The sequence below is a fragment of the Nostoc sp. FACHB-888 genome (assembly GCF_014696655.1).
Classification (GTDB): domain Bacteria; phylum Cyanobacteriota; class Cyanobacteriia; order Cyanobacteriales; family Nostocaceae; genus Nostoc.
Genome location: NZ_JACJQM010000010.1, coordinates 106,703 through 125,915 on the forward strand (window position 1 = coordinate 106,703; position 19,213 = coordinate 125,915).

Genomic DNA, 19,213 nt, shown 5'->3' on the forward strand with positions numbered 1-19,213 from the left:
AAATCAATACCTAGTTAGTAACTAGTTCGTCTGGTTTTTTTGCATTTGGCGATCGCGGTGATTTCCGTCCAGAAAGATCGTACAGTAAACCCATAAGTGCAGGTACAACAGTAGGAGTCAAAATCGTAGAAAAAGCCAGACCACCTGTTAAGACAATGCCTAACCCCTGGTATAACTCTGAACCTTGACCTGGTAAAACCGCTAACGGTAACATCCCCAATACACTAGTTCCAGCAGACATGAAAATGGCCCGTAGGCGATCGCTTGTCGCATTATATAAGGATGCATCATAATCCTCACCTGCTTGCTGAAGCTGCAAGGCGCGATCAACCAGCAAAATGGCGTTGTTAACAACCACACCTGTAAGGATCACAAATCCCAAGGCTGTAATCATATCCAATGCCACATTCATTCCCGGAATCAGGTTAGCAATCACTAGGCTCAATAGTGCGCCACTCATACCCATCGGCACTGTTGCCATAATCACCACTGGGTAGAGGAATGAGCGATACAAAGCCACCAGTAACAAGTAAGTAATCAAAATCGAAAATGCAAAGGCAGCAGCTAATTGACCAACAGTTGTTGCTAACTGATCTGCTGAACCTGACAGTTCTAGCCGATAGCCTGTTGGTAAACTGGCACGCAGAGGAGCCAGAATTTCCTCTTCGGTACGTTCTACCAGCGTAGCAAGGGGGGCATCTGGTGCAAGGGAAACAGTGAGACTAATTGAACGCTCTAAATCAACGTGGTTAATGGCATCGGCTCCCGTTGTTTCACGAACTTCGGCAATATCGCCAAGTTGTACTTGTCGTCCTTGTGCATATAAAGGCAATTGTCGTAGCTGCTCTGGCGTTTCCACAGCAGTGTTTTGTAGTTCCACCGAGACATCTAATTCTTCTTTGCCATCAATGTAGTCAGAGGCAACTCGACCACCCAAGGCTGCTTCTACCATCGAACCAATTTCCGCTTCTGAAAGTCCTACTTCGGCGATGCGTTCGCGGTTGGGAATCACTTGTAATTCTCCTGCACCCAATACAAAGTTTGAGCGCACATTCTGAACCCCTTCAAGCGATCGCAATTTCCCGGTAATTTGCTTTTCTAAGTCACCAATCTGATTTAAATCAGCCCCAACAATATCCACTTCAAATTCTTTACCCGGATCGCGGAAGATAGAAATTCGTGTTGGGATTACAAAACGGTATCCAGGAAAGTTACTGCTTTGGGCGCGTAACCGATCCACCATGTCAGCGAGTCCCGTAGTCGTGGCAAACTCTGGTTTTAAGATAGTTGCAATCCCGCGCAGTGCGCCTGGACGGTCAACATACATGATGCGCTCAACTTCTGGTTGCGATCGCAGAAATTTTTGCACAGATTCAGATTGCCGAATCGCTTCGGGGATACTGGTTCCCGGCAAAGGTTCCGCCCGCAATACAACTAAGTTACGATTTCCTTCGGGTAAATAATCGGCAGGTGGTAACAGAAAAATACTAGCTACTAATAAAACAATCGGAATCGACAGCACAATTAATCTGCGACGAATATGCCTACGTCCCAGTGACCAACTAACGGTAGCGGCGAGAAAGTTTTCCAGTTTGCCTTGGAAATGACGAAACACCGCAGAGGTTTTAGCCACCATGCGCTCAAACCAATTACCGCCCCGATATTCTCCACCCTGCATCATTTGCATCGCTTCCGATTGTTTCAGGAACAATCCCGATAGCATTGGTACTAAAGTTAATGCCGCAAATAGCGAGAATAGAGAAGAGGCAGAAAGAGTGATCGCCATATCGGTGTAGAGTTGTCCTGCTTCACCCGTCACCATTAACAGCGGGACAAACACGACTATGTTACTCAAAGTAGAACCGAGCATTGCGCCCCAGACTTCCTGAGTACCATCGATTGCTGCCCGAAGTGCGTTTTTGCCCTGCTGCATATGGGTAAAGACATTCTCAATTACAACAATTGAGTTATCCACCACCATGCCCACAGAAAACGCTAGTCCTGCCAAACTGATGATGTTCAATGTTCGTCCAAATGCAGACATAACAATGAATACAGCAATTGTGCCAATAGGAATAGTTATGGCAACTACAGCAACGGTTCGCATCGAACCCAGGAATAGCAACAAGACAATTATTGCTAGCAATCCACCACTAACCAAGTTCTCTTGAACGAAAGCCACAGATTGGTTAATATATTCGCTTTCATCGTAGTTGTAGACAAAGCGAATTCCTTGATTTTCCCTGTCGAACTCAGTTTGTAATGCTGCAATTTCCGCCCGGACACCTTTGGCAATTTCAGGCACATTCGCCCCAATTTGACGAATCACACCTATCGCCACCGCAGATTTGCCGTTGAACATTAACGCACTATCTTGCGGTTTGCGTCCCATCTGTACTTGTGCCACATCTCGCAAGTAAACTGTGCCCGATTGGTCACGTCGCAGCACAAAGCCTTCAATTTGTGATAAATCTTGCGATCGGCTGATTGTGCGGACTCGATATTCCCGTCGTCCTAGAATTAATGGCCCACCCCGAATATCGCGGTTGTTTTGTTGAAGAACTTGTACTACATCGCCAATTGCCAGGTTGCGATCGCTTAGTGCTTTCGGATCAACCTTCACCTCGACTTCTCGTTCTTGTCCACCCACTAACAAAAATTGTCCAGTTCCTTCGACTCGCCGCAAACGGGGAATCACCACTTCGTCTGCTAAGTCCCGATAACGGTCTGCATCTGGTTTAAATCCTTCTTTGGTATCAAAGGGAATCCACATCATCGGTGAACTGTTACCACCCACCAGTTCTACATTCGATTCCTGCGCTTCTGGAGGCAAGCTTTCCACCTGTTGCAAGCGGTTGAGAACATCTATCATCCGTTCTCTGGCGTTGGCATCCTGAGCAAATTCTAAGGTAATGCTGCTGCGTCCAGCACGAGAAGTACTGCTAATTTCTTGGACACCTAGCACCTCTTGCATCTGTTCTTCGATGGGGCGGGTAATCAGGTCTTCTACTTCTGTTGGCCCTGCGCCCGGATAGGTAGTTGTGATCGTAATCTCAGGGCGATCGCCTCCTGGTTGCAATTCTAGGGGTAACTTTAGTAGGGAGAACACCCCGAACATTCCTAGCAAGCAAAACAAAACAAAAGTTCCATGTCGCCAACGAACGGCGGTTTCAATAAAATTCATATTAATTAGTAATTCAGAAAGTCATATTTAAACTGGGTTTCCAGTATTTTGAAGAAGGAAAGTTAAAGGAGAAAGAGACGATTCTTCCTCTTTAACCGACTTCTGCAAGAAGTCTATGGAAGTGTGGTACAACCTATGTTTTAACAAGAGAGGTAGGAGGATTTGATGGACTGGAATTAGACTGGGTTGAAGCCTCATCTAAATTACAACCTCCTGCCTTCTGCCTCCTGCCTCCTGCCTCCATCACGTTGGATCAACTATCTTTACAGGCGCACCATCTTGCAATCCATCACCGCCACGTAGCACAATGCGTTGACCGGTGCGTAAAGTGGGATGAAAAATTGCGACATTTTTACCCATGTCAGAAACCATCTCGACTGGAATTTGTTTAGCTTTGCCGTCAGCAACTGCAAAAACTAGCCACTCGTTTTGCCTTCTGGTTAATGCATCTCGTGACACCACAAAGCTAGAGCGGTTCGAGGGCATATTTAGGTTGCCTGCGATCGCCATTCCTGGTATTAATCCTGTGGGGGGTTTGTTAATTTGGACACGCACACGCTGGCGACGGGAAGCAGTTTCGGCAGAAGGGACTACAGCAGTGATGGTGGCGCGTTGTTTCCATTGCGGTAGGGCGCGAGTTGTGAGATCGATTGTCATACCTGGGGTAACTTTACCACTGAGTTCTTCGGGTAACTCTAGGAAAATATCGAAGCGATCGCCCGCTACTAAGGTGACAATTTGACCAGAACTTTGTACCAAATCACCGTTACTGATATGGCGAGTCTGCACTATACCCGATTCTGATGCCAAAATTCGAGTTCGCTGGCGGGCTAATTCTGCTTGAGCTAAGGTGGCTTTTGCTGCTTCTACATTTGCTCGTTGAGCGGCAATTTCTTCTTGAATCGGCCCAGCTTTCGCTTCAGCAAGTTCTGCTTCGGCTTCTAATCGTTCTCCTTGGATGTTAGCCAATTGTGCTTGGGCTTCCACTAACAATCTTTGAGATAAAGCGCCCTCTTTAACAAGATCGCTAGTACGTTTCAGGTTATCCCGTGCTTCCAGTTCTCGCGCCTTCGCAGATGTAACAGCCGCTTGCCGTTGAGCAATGATTTCAGGACGAGTACCAACTTCCAAACGTGCCAGATTACTTCGTTGTTGTGCCAGTTGCGCTCGTGCTTGGCTAATTGCCAATTGCTGATCGGTATCATCAAGTAAAGCGATCGCCATGCCTATTGTCACGCGATCGCCCGGTTGCACTGAAATTTGCTTGACAATTCCACTAGTTTGAGCGCGGATTGTTGACTGCTGAGTGGCTTCTACTTGTCCCAACAACTGGACACTTCTTGTAGCACTTCCAGTTGCCAGAGAGATTGTTTCAATTGGTTTTGGAGGTGGCCCTTGCTGTTGTGCAACAGAAGAACGTGGTGCGCCACCAGGAGCGAACATCCGCCAGAGGATAATGCCACCAGTTGCCAGAAATAAAATCAGCAATCTCCAGAACCAAGGTTTACGCGAACGAGTAGGTGCTAACTCAGAAGGCACAGAACTATCTGATTGGGTTTCAACCGTTGAAACTTGATTTTCAGAAGTATCCATAGCAATTAACGGTGGGCTACTGAGGGTTAAGGGCTAAAAATTAACCTTTGAAAGTGAACAATGAATAGTCAAATGTTCGCTATCAACAGTCAATTATTTAGATATAAGTAAAATTACGTTACCTTTCTTGTAGTTTATTAGATAAATATGACAAAGAAATGTCAAGGTTAGTGAGTGTCATTTGTCATTCGACTCAACTATTAGTTCTTTAACGCGATCGCGTGGTAAGCCTAACTCTTGACTAAGAGCAGTTTCAAGTTTACTTATATCAGTTATTGGAAATTCAAATACTATCCTTGTAAGAACTGAGTTATTGGTTTTAACGTTAACCCGTGAAATTCCTTTTTCGGGGAGAATTTCGACCTTAATCGCTACTATCCTTTTCATAATCTGTCGTGCCGATTGAGTATCTGCTAGCAGATATTTTTTAGTGAGATTGGAGCGACTTAAAATCCGATCTCCTACAAAGCCGCTCCCCAGCCAAAAAACTAACCCAATCAATGGCAAGGACAACCAAAACACAATGCCTAACGATCGCAACGCTTGAAAAAGTTGAAGTTGCTGCATGGAAGGTATAAGGTTGAGTGTTTCCCCTCGCTTTTGCGTCATCCTTTTACCTTAATCTAAAATTAGCAAGGAAAAATTACGGCAACCTGAGCAAATGGGATGTTGATCTTACTAGTCGAAGATGACCCATCGCAGTTAGAGCCACTACGGGCAGCCTTATTAAAGGTGGGGCATACAGTTGATGCGATCGCTGATGGGGAAACAGCACAGTGGTTTGCTTTTCGCAAAGACTATGACTTGCTGATTCTAGATTGGATGTTGCCTAAAGTGAGTGGCGTAGAATTGTGTCAAGTATATCGACAAGCAGGTAAGCTGGCTCCTGTATTGATGCTGACGGCGAAAGACACGATTTTAGATAAGGTAATGGGTTTAGATGCTGGAGCCGATGATTACTTAGTAAAACCTGTGGATGTTCTAGAGTTATTGGCACGAGTTCGGGCGCTAGGACGGCGATCGCCCATGTGGCAAGGAGATATACTTAGCTTGGGCGAGTTGGAACTTCATTTATCCACTTTGACGCTCGAACTTGGTTCGTTGACAACTCAACTTTCTAGCCGGGAGTTTCAATTGATGGAGTATTTAATGCGTCATCCCCGTCAGGTCTTATCTCATAACCAGATTGAGCAAGCCCTTTGGAGCTGCGGAGAGGAACCAGAAAGTAACGCGGTTACTACCTTGGTTCGCCGCCTGCGCCAGCGCCTACAGACTATTGGTGTCAAAGATTGGATAGAAACAGTGCATCGCATGGGCTATCGAATAAATCCTCCAAATTTGTGAAGGGATGAGGGAGATGAGGGAGGGATAAAAATTAATAACCAGTGCCCAATGACAAATGACAAATGACGAATGACAAATGACTAATGATTAATGACTAATGTTTGATCATAGCCGTCGTAATCTTGCTCACTGGTTTGCCCTGTCAATGGGTGGAATTTTGTTCGCTTTTGCAGGGGTGGGCTATTGTCTGAGTGTAGAAGAACAATTGCGGGTTTTTGACGACGAACTATTTTCACAAAGTAAAGCCTTCGCTACTAAAACCCAATACTCACTTTATCAAAGTCAATGGCAAAATCAGCGCACCCAGACTCCTGTAGAAAGCGGTGTATCGTTGAATGGCGGGCTAATCTACGCACGGTGGTATAACTCTAATAAACAACTTTTACAGTTTATCGGTTCATCAGGTGGCAAACAGTTGAGCGCGAAACCTGGATTTCAAACGTTAGAAGTACCAGTAGGCTCAGAATCATCTAGTACAAAAACCTGGATTCGCCAAGTTACACTTCCTGTTTTGGAAGGTAAGGTGCTGATTGGCTACTTCCAAACAGCAACTCCAATGAACTCTCTACGCATTGGACTGAACCAAGCCCGCTTGTTTCTGACTTTCGGGGTTCCCGTGACCTTTGGTGTAATAGGTATCACAGGTTGGTTTTTGGTTGGATTGGCAATGCGACCAAGCCTTCGTGCTTATCAGCAATTGCAGCGATTTACAGCCGATGCTTCTCATGAACTACGCACACCCGTTGCTACGGTATTGAGCAATGCTCAAGTTGCCCTGATGCCTCCCGAAGACCCCTTGGAGCAAAGATTGCGGTTGCAAAATATCGTCCGAACTGCTAAGTCCATGAGTACGCTGATCAATGATCTGCTTTTTTTGTCGCGTTATGATGGCTCGCTTGCAGAAACCGTATTAAAATCCGTTGATTTGTGTGAAATATTGCGATCGCTTGCTCAGGAGTTCGCAGCCCTTGCTCCTGCCCGAAGTCTCAATTTCAATGCTCACCTTCCAGAGCATCCGCTCATTTTAAAAGCCGATGCTAATTTGCTCAAACAAGCTGTGATTAATCTACTGACTAATGCCTTTAAATACACACCAGCAGACGGTAAGGTACAATTACATCTTTTTATCCAGTCTCACTACGCGGTAATTCAGGTCAAAGATAACGGGATTGGTATTCCATCGACTGATTTGCCACATATATTTGATCGTTTTTATCGTGTAGATACTATCCGATCTCGGCAAACAGGCGGCTTTGGACTCGGACTTGCGATCGCTCAACAAATTGTGCAACGATCCGGTGGGCAAATTACTGTAAATAGTATGCTAGGTCAAGGCTCCACATTTCAAATTAGCCTTCCCCTGAAACTTTGATTCTGACTCACTTCGGCTAAATTCATCGGCCTCCTAAATTCTAGCTTCTGAATTCTTCACCTATTGCGATCGCGTTCTAAGTCATCAATCACTTTTTGCAAATACCACTCGTCTGACATCCCAGGATAATAATTTTGCTTTTGCTGAATTAATCGTTCGGCAATTTCCCAATATCCTCCAACCATTCGCAAAAGTCGCTGACGTAGCAGGTTATCTTTTTGCTTTTTTGACTGTGGACTAAATTTTTGAATTTTTTCTAGGCTACTTAAGACTTGTTGATAATTTCCCCAATCTTCTTGTTCACAAAAAATACTTGCCGCTCGTTGATAATCTTCCAGAGCACTTTGTATTTCTTCTATGCAAGTAAAAGCAATGCCGCGATTGTAGTAAGCTTGAGCATCATCAGGGTTTATTTGCAGCGCTTGGGTATAATCTTTTATTGCACCAAGATAGTTACTCATTGCCCGATAGGCATTGCCTCTGGCAATATAGATTAAAGGATCTTCCGGTTGCATCTGGAGTGCTTGGTTAAGATCCGCGATCGCACCTTGATGATCTCCCAATACAGAACGTGCTTTACCTCGGTTGCGATAAACAATTGCATCTTGAAAATTTAGTCCCAATGCTTGATTAAAATCAGCGATCGCTTCTCGATAATTCCCCATTTTGCAACGCACAACCCCACGGCAGCAGTAAGCTTCGGTAAAGTAAGGTGTCAATTGTAAAGCATGATTAAATTCCTCAATTGCTCCAGCGTAGTCTTTTCGCCTAGCTTTTTCCAATCCTCTATTGTAGAATTCGTCATTCATGGCATTTGTTTAGTTGATTGAGTTAGTTAATATTTTAATTATTCAGCGTGCCTTTGCTTCATTCTTGTGTATTGAAAAATGCATCAGGAAAAATCTGTGGTTACTCTGGACTTCTGCTTCCGGTTTGTGAAGATATCGGACTAGCTAACAGGGCTAACGAGCAAACATATAATATTATTACTTACACATTTATTATATGTGGACTGGATACAGTTCCGATTCTAGGTAATATAACGATAGAAAAAATTATAGCTTTATTAATTTATATGCCAACTTTAGCCATCAAGTTAAATCAACCACTATCAGCACGATTATTTCCAATTACAAATAAAAAACTGGGGAAATGACTAGATTCAATTCCCCATGTTTCGTAAATTGCAAAATATTTACAGTTGACTAGAATTATTCTGAAAGTAAGCTAGGAGAAGTCAGTACAAAAACATCCAAGCTTCCTTGAGCATCAGTCTGTGGTTTGATGGGATTGCCAAAGTGGAAAAATTCATGATCGTTAACCAATAATAGTTCGCCCGGATTTAGAACTTTGCTAAACACAGGTTTTTCCTTTTTGGCAGTATACAAATGTGCTTCTCCACCTTGAATATTATTTCTATCTACTGAAAATATGCCAATAAAATCAGTACCATCTTGATGGATACCTTCAGGCGCTAGATTGCCAAAATTACCTGGTGAACAAGTAATTCTAATTTGATGAACTCCGATTTCAGCTTCTGGGTGGAGCTTACAAGAATCACTAAATGCTAAAACAAGATTTTTAAAAATATCAAGCTTTATGAGTGCATCATCTAATTCTGCAAACTCTCTTTTGATGTCACCCATTAATGGATTTTGCTCTTTACTTTGAAAGAAGTAGCCATGAGGTAATTTGATTAAACCATTTCCAGAAACTATAAACCGAGATAATCTTCTCGAACGATAGTTGCCTTTGATATAAGGGTCAATAGGCATATTACTAAAAAATGGCTTGAAACCTTCTGGATTTATCGAATTTACCTTTCTTAGAGTGAACAGAAAAGCATATTCTAATTCCGTTGCTGTCCCCAATTTTTGCATAGGATTTACCTCCTTGCATATTGAAATTCTCCCGGATTTTTCTTTATGGGAGACTTATAATACTTAGTGTATGCTACTTTTTATTACTATGTTGTTAATTTGACTACAAAAATTGACAATCTATGATATATAAAGTTACTCAAATTCTGCCGCAGGGCGGAGTAGCTGTTGAAAATATCTGCTATTGAGAGGTAGATAGGTAAGGAATCGACGTATATTTACTAGCAGCAACAAGGTTTTTTTATAATGATAAATTGGCTTTATCGCTACCCACCCTTGTATCCGGGTATTTTACTCAAGCGTTACAAGCGGTTTTTTGCTGACGTTCAACTTGCTTCTGGCGAAATAGTGACAGCACACTGTCCAAATACAGGGCCTATGACTGGAGTATCAACTCCCCAAAGTGCGGTACAACTTTCCAAAAGCGATAATCTTAACCGCAAATTGGCTTACACCTTAGAACTAATTCAGGTACATGACAACGAACCGACTTGGGTAGGCATAAATACTTTTTTGCCCAATCGGATTGTAAAGCTAGCTTTGACGAAACACCTTTTCCCAGAATTAGGCAACTATAGCCAAATCAAGGGCGAGGTAGTTTATGGACTAGATAAAAAAAGTCGAGTAGATTTTTTCTTGACGGGGAGTGATGAGGAACGCCCGATTTATTTAGAAGTGAAAAATACAACTTTATCTGAGGGAAGATTAGCTTTATTTCCTGACACGGAAACTACAAGAGGACAAAAGCACCTGCGAGAACTAATGGCGCTACTACCTCTAACTCGTGCAGTGATGTTTTACTTTATCAATCGTGGTGATTGTACTGAGTTCTCGCCTGGCGATCGCACTGATCCTATATATGGTAAATTATTACGCGATGCGATCGCTCTCGGTTTAGAAGTCTTACCTTGCCGTTTTGATATTTCCCCCGAAGGTATCCGTTATTTGGGTTTGGCAAAACTAAAAATTTGATTACACCTAATTAAATATAAACGCATAAAACAATAAATCCATCTAGACAGTATCTAGATGGATTTATTGGTAGTTGGTGTTTACTAAAAAACATTCAACCAGACTGTAATAGAGAAACGACTACAGATAGTCGCCGCCCCAGAAATAGCATTAGCTATTCTGACGTTTGCTTATGCAGGAATCAAAACTGTGTCAATTACGTGGATGACACCGTTATCAGCAGCAACATCTGCTGCTGCAACAGTTGCATCATTGATTTTAACGCCATTAGAAGCGTCAATTTTTACATCTGAACCTTCAACTGTTGTAGCTGTCTTTAGCTTAACTACATCAGCAGCTAGTACCTTGCCTGATACAACATGATAGGTCAAGATTTTTGTGAGCTTAGGAATATCTTTCAGTAATGCGTCTACTGTTCCTGCTGGAAGCTTATTAAACGCTTCATCAGTAGGTGCGAAGACGGTAAATGGCCCAGGGCCTTTCAGTGTATCTACTAAACCAGCTGCTTGGATTGCTGCAACTAGTGTGTTGAAAGAACCATTATTAGCGGCGGTGTCAACAATATTGGCCATGTGCTTTACCTAGTTCTGTGTAACTTGTTACAAATCTAAACTATTTATTCAATAAAATCTATCTATCGTTAGACGTAGGGCGAATAATTTTTTTTATTGATAGCATAAATAATTCTCTATAATTCTCTCTCTATATTTTTATACAAGTAGAAAATTATATGTACATTGTCTGAGTGGATGAGTTCCCAGCACTTCTAGGATACGTAGTTTACGCTGCAGGCATTGCTCGTTTTTCTATACATCGGTAGAAGCGATCGCCATACAACCTCAATAAAAAAGGTGCGTCAAGTCGCTTTGCTTTGAATTCAAAATCTAAAATCCAAAATTAAGAATCACCATAAATTTAGTTGCTCTGATTTCATGAGTTTTTGTCGGTTAAATTATACAAATTAAAATCTAGGCGAGGCAATGGTTGATAACTATTTTTATAAAATTTATGTGTCTATTGCATCCAAATCAGATGCAGATATAGTTTTTTTAGTTAATATAAAACCATCATTAAAAAAGGATAAATTTACTTTTGTAATTATCAATATTTGTTGATATTACTAATGATAATATTTGACTGAATATTTTAAAAGCAATATAGAGGTATTGACAAATACAGTAGCCATAAACTAATTGTGAGAAAATAATAGGGGTACAAGTTTAGCTAATTATTGGGTGCAAAATGTGGAGCCATTCGCTAACTGAATTGAACGAAATTTTTTAAACAGTTCGTGAAATCAAAGGCGCATTTACACACAAACTTATAAGGTAGTTAAAATGACTTACGATTCTGAAGATGTACAAAAAATCCTGCAAATAGCGCTCACTCGTAGACAGGAAGGTGAATTTTCACGAGAACAACTTATAGAAATGGCATCTGAGTTAGGTATTTCTTCTGATATTTTGGAAAAAACTGAAAAAAACTGGTTAATTCAACAAGAAGAGGAACGCTCAAAACGTACATTTAATGCTTTCCGACGCAGAGCATTTGGGACACACTTTGTTTCATTTATAGCTGTGAACTTATTCCTTATTCTTTTGAATCTAATAACTAGTCCTAGTTATTTTTGGGTTATCTTCCCAATATTAGGATGGGGGTTAGGACTATTTTTTCATTGGTGGAGCGTTTATCAGAGTAAATCAGAAGATTACGAGATAGCCTTTCAGAAATGGCGTGCAAAAATTTAACTTTTTCCTACTTTTAAAAATGGGGATTAGTCATTAGTCTTTAGTCATTGGTCATTAGTACCAATGACTTAAATTGCCGTGAAATAAGCTAAGTTGAATTCCTATAAGTTTTTGTGGCGATCGCTTCACTATTCCCTATGACGGAAGTTAGCTGCTTATCTACCAGATGAGAGTAATCTTTCACCCAAAAATGGGGAAATTTCCGTACTTGATACTTTGCTAACTCTACTCTTAGATAAGATTCTCTAAGTGCTTGGATGGATTTAGCTTCATTAGTCTGTAAATCTGCTTGGGGCATGGCTTTCCACTGCTTCAGCATTACCGAACAAATGATGAGGATAACTTCTGTGTGGCCGTTGAGGCTAATCCAAACCTCTTTAGCAATAAATCTAGGATATTAAGCCAGGGCTATTGTCCAAATTTATGCGTCCTTCTGGATAAAATTTTCTCTTAAATTGGGGGCAACCTTAAACTTGAGTCGTTCTATAAACATACCCTGGGATCTCTGTGTTTGCTAATTTGCCAAAATAGAGATGTAGGCTAGAATAACTGCGCTTTTAGCATAGCTTGATTGCTTACACTCAGGAGCAAGGATCGGCTGGTTTGAAATAAGTAAGAGGAAGGGAGTATGGACAGCAACAACAACTGGTTGCAACAACTAATGATGGTAGGTCTTGGCACAACGTCTATAGTCGCAGAAAAACTGCGCCAAGTCAGTGATGATTTAGTTAAAGACGGTAAGCTCAATCCTGAGCAAGCCAAGGCAGTTATAGATGATATTGCCCAGCAGTTAAAGTCGGAGCAAGGAAACTTCGATGTTCAAATGCAACGGCAAATGCGAAATATGATGCAAGATTTGGGGGTGGCTCGCCAGTCGGAAGTGGATGAACTACGGGGTAGAATTGACCGTTTAGAGCGTCAATTGCGCGATTTAGAAAATAAGCTTTGGCGTTAGGATGTCCTTTCTGATTTAAACTAATTGTGTCCTATTGGTAATGTTTTTGCCAGGATACTTAAGTAAGGAGAACTGATTTTGAAAGCAATTTTCCTCAGCGTGGCGTTCATGCTGGCGTGCGTTGTGCTTTTGGTTGTGGGGCAAGTAGGCAGTAAACAGAATACTGCCATTGCTGCCGAGTTAACCCAAACGCTGCCAGCGCCCACAACTTTAACTGAAAATAATACTCTAATTGCGAGCCATACTATGTCTGATGCTAATGCCCTAACTACCCCCTCGTCCGATGATAATGTCGTAACTACCCCCTCTGGATTAAAGTATGTCGAGTTAAAAGAGGGAACTGGGGCGACTCCTCAACCTGGACAAACGGTTGAAGTTCACTATGTTGGCACTTTAGAAAATGGTACTAAGTTTGATAGTTCACGCGATCGCGGCCAACCCTTCAGCTTTAAAATTGGTGTTGGACAAGTAATCAAAGGTTGGGACGAAGGACTTAGCACCATGAAAGTAGGCGGTCGTCGTCAGTTAATCATCCCCTCAGAGTTAGGTTATGGCGCTCGTGGTGCTGGTGGCGTAATTCCACCCAACGCAACTCTGTTGTTTGATGTGGAATTGCTTGGAGTTAAGTAGAAACTAGGGCATGGGGAATTGGGCATTAGTTTTTCCCAATCCCTAGCCCTCAATTCAAAAGCTAAATTTTTAAATTTTGAAACTTTGTAAACTGTGGATTAAATAAAAGTTTCGCAGTACCTGTAGGCCCGTTGCGGTGTTTAGCTATAATTACTTCTGCAATGCCGCGATCGGGAGTATCTGGAGAGTAATATTCATCACGGTATAACATTATTACTAAATCCGCGTCTTGTTCAATACTGCCGGATTCACGTAAATCTGACAACATCGGACGCTTATTAGTACGTGCTTCGACACCTCGACTCAACTGAGATAAAGCAATAACTGGTACAGATAATTCCCGCGCTAAACCTTTGAGTTGACGCGTAATTTTTGACAACTCTTGTACGCGATTATCGCCTGCTCCTTCCATCAATTGCAAGTAATCTATTACAATCAAACCTAATTCAGTTCCAACTTCTGCTTGTAATCTTCTTGCCTGACTACGCATTTGCGTAACTGTAATATTCGGCGTGTCGTCAATATAAATTGGCATCTCCGAGAGGATACCAATAGCACGGCTTAAAGGTTCCCACTGTGTTTGACTCAAGCGGCCAGTTCGCAGATAACTACTTTCAATTTGGGCTTCGCTAGCTAATAGACGTTGCGTCAGTTGCTCTTTGGACATTTCCAAGCTGAAGACAGCAACTGGCAATTTATAAGAAGCAGCAATGTTATGAGCAAGGTTTAAGCAAAATGCTGTTTTTCCCATTGATGGGCGGCCCGCGACAATAATCAAATCAGAACGCTGAAAGCCGCTAGTCATCGCATCTAAATCGTAAAATCCGCAGGGGATACCAGGTAAGGCAATGCCTTGATTTCGATCTTCAATATCCTGAAAATTATTAATTAAAGTATCAGAAATGTGAACTAAACCCGATTGGGGACGTTCTTGAGTTACGCCGAATACTTTCTGTTCTGCCTGATCTAGAACAGTTGGTAACTCGGTTTCTGTCTCGTAACCAAGATGTACAATTTCATTGCCAGCTTTAATCAACTGTCGCCGCAGATATTTTTCCATCACCAACCCTGCTAAGGCGTCGATGTTCACGGCTGACACTGTGCGGTCTACCAGAGTTGCTAATTTATTTCTGCCGCCTATGCGGGCAAGCATATCATGGTCAGTCAGCCAACTTGTGACTGAGAGCAAATCTGTGGGTTTACCTTGGGTGTGGAGCCTCACAGCTGCTTGATAAATATCTTTGTGAGCGCTAATGTAAAAAGCTTCTGGAAGGAGGCGATCGCTAACTCGACTAATCGCTTCTGGATCTAGTAAAATACCACCCAAAATCGCTTCTTCCGCCTCAATATTTTGCGGCGGGAGGCGTAGTTTACCGCCGTAGGCATCGCTACCATCGCCTTTAAAACTAAGTTCTTCAGCCATAAACGATTTTAGTTTTGAGATGAAAGCTAGTTAGGAGTATGGGAGTCATTCAATTTTAGATTTTAGATTTTAGATTTTAGATTTTTTCTTCAATCCAAAATTCAAAATTCCAAATCTAAAATTGGCAAAGTTAGGTATTATTACCCCTGCTCCCTCATCTTTGCGTCCCCGCCTCCCCTCCTGAGTTAACTAGCGACGACTTGAATACCGACTTGTGCCACTACATCAGAATACAGCTTGATTTCGGCTTGATAAGTACCAAGGTGGTTAATATCGGGGATGGTAATGCCACGCCGATCCACTTCTTGATTGGTGGCTGCCTTAATTGCATCTACAACATCTTGAGTGGTGATAGTACCGAAAATTGCTTCGTTTTCACCAACTGGCTTGGCAATTGTCAAGCTGCCAACTTTTTCTAAAGCTTCTTTTTGCTCAAGAGCTTGTTGTCTGAGTTCTAACTGCCGTTGACGCTCTTGCTCACGACGGCGTTCTACTTGCTTGAGAATACCAGGAGTGGCATTGGTTGCCAATTTCTGGGGAATCAGATAATTACGAGCGTAGCCAGGAGCTACTTCCACTAAGTCGCCAGATTTTCCCAGCTTGCTGATATCCTGATTTAAAACTAACTGTACGCGTTTCGCCATCGTTTTTCCTGTAAAATCTGATTAATTCGGGTTTGGGTAAGATAGCTCACAATGTCACTGCTGTATTCCAAGCTTCTTTGCCTACACCCTAAAGCTTACAGATCGTAGCGAAAGAAAGGGTGCGATCGCAACTATTAGTGAGAGAAAAATCTGAGGAGTGGAAAAGATGAACCTTTCTCCAATGCTCAATGCCCAATTCCTAAAAGTTATTTCTCATTTCCCGTATCCGCGCAAAGGTTTGGACTGCATCGCTACTCTTAACAGTTAATTGTAATGATGGCTGATCCCAACGTAAAAAGGGGTTGGTGTGCTTCTCGACACCCAGCAGCGAGGGGATGGTAGCTTCTCCTCGACTACGGTAAGCTTTTACTTCATTGAAGCGTCTATGTAAGTCGGTATTGTCGCCATCTACAGTTAGGGCAAATTGTAGATTTTTTAAGGTGTATTCGTGGGCGCACCAGACGCGTGTATCATCGGGTAGAGAGCGCAATTTGCTCAAAGAGTCCAGCATTTGTGCCGGTGTTCCTTCAAACAAGCGACCGCAACCGCCAGAAAATAAGGTATCGCCGCAAAATAAATCGCCTGTTTCACCAGCTTTTTCGGGAGGGAAATAGTAAACTATGTGAGCGCGGGTATGTCCGGGAACGAAGACAACTTCAGCTATGCGGTTTGCAAACTCGACGCGATCGCCTTGTTGCAAAAACACCTGCTGTCCGGGAATCCTACCACGATCCTCGGCTCCTCCATAAACTATCAGTTGGGGGAATTGTTCTATTAATTGCTTATTACCACCCACATGATCCTTATGGTGGTGCGTGTTGAAAATTGTTACTAACTCAGCCTTTAATTCTGCCAGTTTTTTTAATACTGGTTGAGATTCTGCTGGATCTACAACAGCAGCGATATTTTGTCTGCGATCGTACAACAAAAATATATAGTTGTCTGAGAGTGCCTCAAGACGGATTACCTGCATTACCTTTGCCTCCCTTATGAGTAGATATTTAGTATAAAAAACATCATACTTATGTGAAACTTCGCTAGACGAACTAGCAAATATGACGTTAACTTTATTGAAGCTTAATATCTGAAGTTAACTAAAAATATGCACTTTTCTATAATTTATGACATATTAAAGGCTGATTCATCCTTGCCCTAAAAAAGTTCAAAAGTAAGAGATAGCTTATATTAAAACCATTCTCTAATCTATAAAACCTTAGTTATGAATAATAACAGTGGCAAATTTTTGTCAACAAAAACTAACTAAAATTTTTAGTACCAATAGCTCACATTTTATCAAAATCCCATCCAAAACTATATTAACGTTAGAAACCCTTTATGTACAAAGAATTTCAACAACAGGTAATTTCAGGAATTCGGGATGCCATAAACAACATCCGATATCCAAAGCGCATACTTGTTGTGCGACAGAAAGATCACCAGTCTACATACAATGACTACTTTATTTATTGGGTAAGTCAAAATGTACCTGAAGCAGCACATCTGTTTGAACTCCATTATCTCCCTTGTGAGATAAATGACTGGGATCGTTATGCCCTATTTCTACCTTGGCTACAAGATCCCCTCAAAGAAAGATTTCCGCATATTTATCAATATGCCCAGCCAATAGAAGCAGAATGTAAAAAACGTAACATTCCCATTGTCAATCCTATTGATAACCTCTCAAATTCAATTAAATCATTAGCAGCACAACGGATTGGTAGCATAAAGGGCATTCGCACCGCTAAGACAGTGCCGATTACCGATCCAGAAGATTTCAAAAAGACACAAGCAGGATTGTCAACTCCTTTCTTTATCCGTGAAGACTGGGTGCATGGCTGCCAAATCTTTTTCGTCCAAAATCTTGATGATTTGGCAAACATCCCTTTTGAAAAGTTTATTGCGCCTATTGCAGTAGAATTTCTGGATGTTAAGGGAGAAGATGGTTTGTATCGTAAGTATCGCTACTTCGCTATGGGAGATGAAGGTATCCCTGGCCCTTTAATGGTTTCCAAATCTTGGGAAGTACGCGACAACGATAATCGCGTAATTAATGAATCAATAATAGCAGAGGAGATTGCTTATTTCAGTGGAGAAGACCCCAATCACGAACTTTTGCAGCAAGCACGCAAAGCATTAGGTTTTGATTTTATGGCTTTTGATTACAGCTATGACGAACAGGGAAAGCTCATTGTGTGGGAACCAAATCCTTTCCCAGTAATTTGGGGTTCACATGACGGTGATCCTGATAAAAAGTATGCATTGCCATCAATAGACCGCATCTATACAGCACTCCTCAAATATTACTTGCAGCGTGCCAACATTTCAATCAAAATACCAGCTTAATTTATTTTCCTCTAATTAATTTTCTCCAACGTGAATTTTGAACTATACCTTTTCAACAAGAATGTTTAATCAATGACTCCACTTGTTTCAATCGTTGTTACCTGTTTTAATCAAGCTAGCTATCTAGAACGCTCGGTTAAAAGCGTACTATCGCAAACATTTACCGACCTTGAATGTATTATGGTAGATGATGGCTCTACTGATAATACACAAGAAGTAGCTCAACAATTGATCAGTTTAGATTCAAGAGTTAGTTACTTCTATAAGGAAAATGGCGGAGTATCATCAAGTCGTAATTTTGGCTTTAAACAGGCACAAGGTAAGTGGATTAAGTTTCTAGATGGGGATGATTGGATTCACAAAGATAAAATTAAATTTCAATTAGATCATTTAAGTACCTTAGATGTTCAAGAAAATATTGTTTTATATACAGATTATGAACGGGTATTTATAGACAAAGAACAACAAATTATTAACAGACAGGAAAATATAGTCGGTTCTTTATCAAGAGAGCAATTGATTGAGCGATTACTTATCCCTGATTTTTTAGCTGATTCTCCATTTCCCTTGCTTCAGCAAGGTTTATTGATGGATAGAAATGTCCAATACAAAAAAAAATTTGATGAGCGCTTAAAAGCTTTGCAAGATAGAGATTTTACAATAGACCTTTTAATTGCCAATGTTAATTTTATCTATACACCTATGATAGGAGCATATTATACAAAGCATCAGTCTAATAGAACTAATAACTGGCCTTATATGAAAGCTTATTACATATTGTTCTATGAGACAGTGTGCAGTAAGCATCATGATTTAGTCCCTTTATGCCAAGTGGGCATAAATTTTTTGCTTAAAGAAGCAATTAGAGAAAAAGAGCAAGATAATTTTGCTCGGCTAATTAAAATATTTTCCCCTCCTTTGTATTTATTAAATAAAAAAATCAAGATTAATCATAGGTATTTAGTGAAGCTAATTTATCAAACTAGGCTAATTACTCCCAGTTTTATACTTTATGAGAAATACCGGGGGCCACGCGGTCAAAAATTTATATCTATTTTTTCACAGTTCATCAACTTGTTCAAAAAACCAAAAAGTAGTTATGGTAACAGTGACGAAAGCAACTAA

General features: G+C 41.4%; 17 protein-coding genes and 2 pseudogenes. 9 read left to right on the plus strand and 10 right to left on the minus strand.

Features of this window, described 5'->3' with window-relative positions:
• Positions 1 to 10 precede the first annotated feature (10 nt).
• From H6G26_RS09005 to H6G26_RS09015, 3 genes are all read right to left on the minus strand, one after another.
• Positions 11 to 3,184 (minus strand): efflux RND transporter permease subunit, encoded by a 3,174-nt coding sequence (locus H6G26_RS09005; protein WP_190728925.1) that lies wholly within the window; start codon positions 3,182 to 3,184, stop codon positions 11 to 13.
• Between the two features lie 243 nt (positions 3,185 to 3,427).
• Positions 3,428 to 4,777 carry an efflux RND transporter periplasmic adaptor subunit gene (locus H6G26_RS09010; RefSeq protein WP_190728926.1) on the minus strand — a complete coding sequence of 450 codons (1,350 nt, stop codon included), beginning with the start codon at positions 4,775 to 4,777 and terminating at the stop codon, positions 3,428 to 3,430.
• A gap of 177 nt (positions 4,778 to 4,954) precedes the next feature.
• Entirely contained in the window at positions 4,955 to 5,386 is a 432-nt protein-coding gene (locus H6G26_RS09015) for a hypothetical protein (protein WP_347242450.1), read from the minus strand.
• Positions 5,387 to 5,443: 57 nt separating this feature from the next.
• Between H6G26_RS09015 and H6G26_RS09020 the strand changes: the two genes are divergently transcribed.
• Entirely contained in the window at positions 5,444 to 6,121 is a 678-nt protein-coding gene (locus H6G26_RS09020) for a response regulator transcription factor (RefSeq protein ID WP_190728927.1), read from the plus strand.
• Positions 6,122 to 6,218: 97 nt separating this feature from the next.
• Positions 6,219 to 7,493 carry an ATP-binding protein gene (locus H6G26_RS09025; RefSeq protein ID WP_190728928.1) on the plus strand — a complete coding sequence of 425 codons (1,275 nt, stop codon included), beginning with the start codon at positions 6,219 to 6,221 and terminating at the stop codon, positions 7,491 to 7,493.
• Between the two features lie 56 nt (positions 7,494 to 7,549).
• Here H6G26_RS09025 and H6G26_RS09030 read toward each other — a convergent pair.
• Positions 7,550 to 8,293: pseudogene (locus H6G26_RS09030) on the minus strand (tetratricopeptide repeat protein); the annotation flags it as partial.
• Between the two features lie 53 nt (positions 8,294 to 8,346).
• Here H6G26_RS09030 and H6G26_RS09035 point away from each other — a divergent pair.
• Positions 8,347 to 8,702: pseudogene (locus H6G26_RS09035) on the plus strand (DUF711 family protein); the annotation flags it as partial.
• Positions 8,703 to 8,704: 2 nt separating this feature from the next.
• On the opposite strand, the gene H6G26_RS09040 reads toward H6G26_RS09035, so the two are convergent.
• Positions 8,705 to 9,373, minus strand: coding sequence for a 2OG-Fe dioxygenase family protein (locus H6G26_RS09040; RefSeq protein ID WP_190728930.1), 669 nt, complete (start codon positions 9,371 to 9,373; stop codon positions 8,705 to 8,707).
• A gap of 246 nt (positions 9,374 to 9,619) precedes the next feature.
• On the opposite strand from H6G26_RS09040, the gene sfsA reads away from it, so the two are divergent.
• Entirely contained in the window at positions 9,620 to 10,345 is a 726-nt protein-coding gene (sfsA, locus tag H6G26_RS09045; protein ID WP_190728931.1) for a DNA/RNA nuclease SfsA, read from the plus strand.
• 170 nt (positions 10,346 to 10,515) lie between these two features.
• Here the strand turns inward: sfsA and H6G26_RS09050 are convergent, their stop codons facing one another.
• Entirely contained in the window at positions 10,516 to 10,917 is a 402-nt protein-coding gene (locus H6G26_RS09050; RefSeq protein ID WP_190728932.1) for a fasciclin domain-containing protein, read from the minus strand.
• Between the two features lie 765 nt (positions 10,918 to 11,682).
• On the opposite strand from H6G26_RS09050, the gene H6G26_RS09055 reads away from it, so the two are divergent.
• Positions 11,683 to 12,093, plus strand: coding sequence for a 2TM domain-containing protein (locus tag H6G26_RS09055; RefSeq protein ID WP_190728933.1), 411 nt, complete (start codon positions 11,683 to 11,685; stop codon positions 12,091 to 12,093).
• An 88-nt stretch (positions 12,094 to 12,181) separates the two neighbouring features.
• On the opposite strand, the gene H6G26_RS44240 is transcribed toward H6G26_RS09055, so the two are convergent.
• Positions 12,182 to 12,391 (minus strand): hypothetical protein, encoded by a 210-nt coding sequence (locus tag H6G26_RS44240; RefSeq protein WP_347242451.1) that lies wholly within the window; start codon positions 12,389 to 12,391, stop codon positions 12,182 to 12,184.
• A 330-nt stretch (positions 12,392 to 12,721) separates the two neighbouring features.
• Between H6G26_RS44240 and H6G26_RS09065 the strand changes: the two genes are divergently transcribed.
• Both H6G26_RS09065 and H6G26_RS09070 read left to right on the plus strand, forming a co-directional pair.
• Positions 12,722 to 13,048, plus strand: coding sequence for a phasin family protein (locus tag H6G26_RS09065; protein WP_190728934.1), 327 nt, complete (start codon positions 12,722 to 12,724; stop codon positions 13,046 to 13,048).
• A gap of 78 nt (positions 13,049 to 13,126) precedes the next feature.
• The gene (locus tag H6G26_RS09070; RefSeq protein WP_190728935.1) at positions 13,127 to 13,678 is read left to right on the plus strand and encodes an FKBP-type peptidyl-prolyl cis-trans isomerase; all 552 of its coding nucleotides are present in this window, start codon (positions 13,127 to 13,129) and stop codon (positions 13,676 to 13,678) included.
• Between the two features lie 61 nt (positions 13,679 to 13,739).
• On the opposite strand, the gene dnaB is transcribed toward H6G26_RS09070, so the two are convergent.
• The 3 genes from dnaB to gloB all read right to left on the minus strand — a co-directional run bounded on the left by dnaB (position 13,740) and on the right by gloB (position 16,718).
• Entirely contained in the window at positions 13,740 to 15,101 is a 1,362-nt protein-coding gene (gene dnaB / locus H6G26_RS09075; RefSeq protein WP_190728936.1) for a replicative DNA helicase, read from the minus strand.
• A gap of 185 nt (positions 15,102 to 15,286) precedes the next feature.
• Positions 15,287 to 15,745: a 50S ribosomal protein L9 gene (rplI, locus tag H6G26_RS09080; protein WP_190728937.1), complete on the minus strand. Its 459-nt coding sequence runs from the start codon at positions 15,743 to 15,745 to the stop codon at positions 15,287 to 15,289.
• Between the two features lie 199 nt (positions 15,746 to 15,944).
• Positions 15,945 to 16,718 (minus strand): hydroxyacylglutathione hydrolase, encoded by a 774-nt coding sequence (gene gloB, locus H6G26_RS09085; protein WP_190728938.1) that lies wholly within the window; start codon positions 16,716 to 16,718, stop codon positions 15,945 to 15,947.
• Positions 16,719 to 17,080: 362 nt separating this feature from the next.
• On the opposite strand from gloB, the gene H6G26_RS09090 reads away from it, so the two are divergent.
• Together H6G26_RS09090 and H6G26_RS09095 are read left to right on the plus strand one after the other, a co-directional pair.
• Positions 17,081 to 18,088 carry a hypothetical protein gene (locus tag H6G26_RS09090; RefSeq protein WP_190728939.1) on the plus strand — a complete coding sequence of 336 codons (1,008 nt, stop codon included), beginning with the start codon at positions 17,081 to 17,083 and terminating at the stop codon, positions 18,086 to 18,088.
• 72 nt (positions 18,089 to 18,160) lie between these two features.
• Positions 18,161 to 19,213 (plus strand): glycosyltransferase family 2 protein, encoded by a 1,053-nt coding sequence (locus H6G26_RS09095; RefSeq protein ID WP_190728940.1) that lies wholly within the window; start codon positions 18,161 to 18,163, stop codon positions 19,211 to 19,213.

What these genes read in the sequence shown, in the direction of transcription:
- H6G26_RS09010 (WP_190728926.1), bottom strand. Translation starts at nt 4,777, where the DNA reads ATGGATACTTCTGAAAATCAAGTTTCAACGGTTGAAACCCAATCAGAT.
- H6G26_RS09020 (WP_190728927.1), top strand. Translation starts at nt 5,444, where the DNA reads ATGTTGATCTTACTAGTCGAAGATGACCCATCGCAGTTAGAGCCACTA.
- H6G26_RS09065 (WP_190728934.1), top strand. Translation starts at nt 12,722, where the DNA reads ATGGACAGCAACAACAACTGGTTGCAACAACTAATGATGGTAGGTCTT.
- H6G26_RS09005 (WP_190728925.1), bottom strand. Translation starts at nt 3,184, where the DNA reads ATGAATTTTATTGAAACCGCCGTTCGTTGGCGACATGGAACTTTTGTT.
- H6G26_RS09015 (WP_347242450.1), bottom strand. Translation starts at nt 5,386, where the DNA reads ATGACGCAAAAGCGAGGGGAAACACTCAACCTTATACCTTCCATGCAG.
- H6G26_RS44240 (WP_347242451.1), bottom strand. Translation starts at nt 12,391, where the DNA reads ATGCCCCAAGCAGATTTACAGACTAATGAAGCTAAATCCATCCAAGCA.
- rplI (WP_190728937.1), bottom strand. Translation starts at nt 15,745, where the DNA reads ATGGCGAAACGCGTACAGTTAGTTTTAAATCAGGATATCAGCAAGCTG.
- dnaB (WP_190728936.1), bottom strand. Translation starts at nt 15,101, where the DNA reads ATGGCTGAAGAACTTAGTTTTAAAGGCGATGGTAGCGATGCCTACGGC.
- H6G26_RS09025 (WP_190728928.1), top strand. Translation starts at nt 6,219, where the DNA reads ATGTTTGATCATAGCCGTCGTAATCTTGCTCACTGGTTTGCCCTGTCA.
- gloB (WP_190728938.1), bottom strand. Translation starts at nt 16,718, where the DNA reads ATGCAGGTAATCCGTCTTGAGGCACTCTCAGACAACTATATATTTTTG.
- H6G26_RS09040 (WP_190728930.1), bottom strand. Translation starts at nt 9,373, where the DNA reads ATGCAAAAATTGGGGACAGCAACGGAATTAGAATATGCTTTTCTGTTC.
- H6G26_RS09050 (WP_190728932.1), bottom strand. Translation starts at nt 10,917, where the DNA reads ATGGCCAATATTGTTGACACCGCCGCTAATAATGGTTCTTTCAACACA.
- H6G26_RS09090 (WP_190728939.1), top strand. Translation starts at nt 17,081, where the DNA reads ATGTACAAAGAATTTCAACAACAGGTAATTTCAGGAATTCGGGATGCC.
- sfsA (WP_190728931.1), top strand. Translation starts at nt 9,620, where the DNA reads ATGATAAATTGGCTTTATCGCTACCCACCCTTGTATCCGGGTATTTTA.
- H6G26_RS09055 (WP_190728933.1), top strand. Translation starts at nt 11,683, where the DNA reads ATGACTTACGATTCTGAAGATGTACAAAAAATCCTGCAAATAGCGCTC.
- H6G26_RS09095 (WP_190728940.1), top strand. Translation starts at nt 18,161, where the DNA reads ATGACTCCACTTGTTTCAATCGTTGTTACCTGTTTTAATCAAGCTAGC.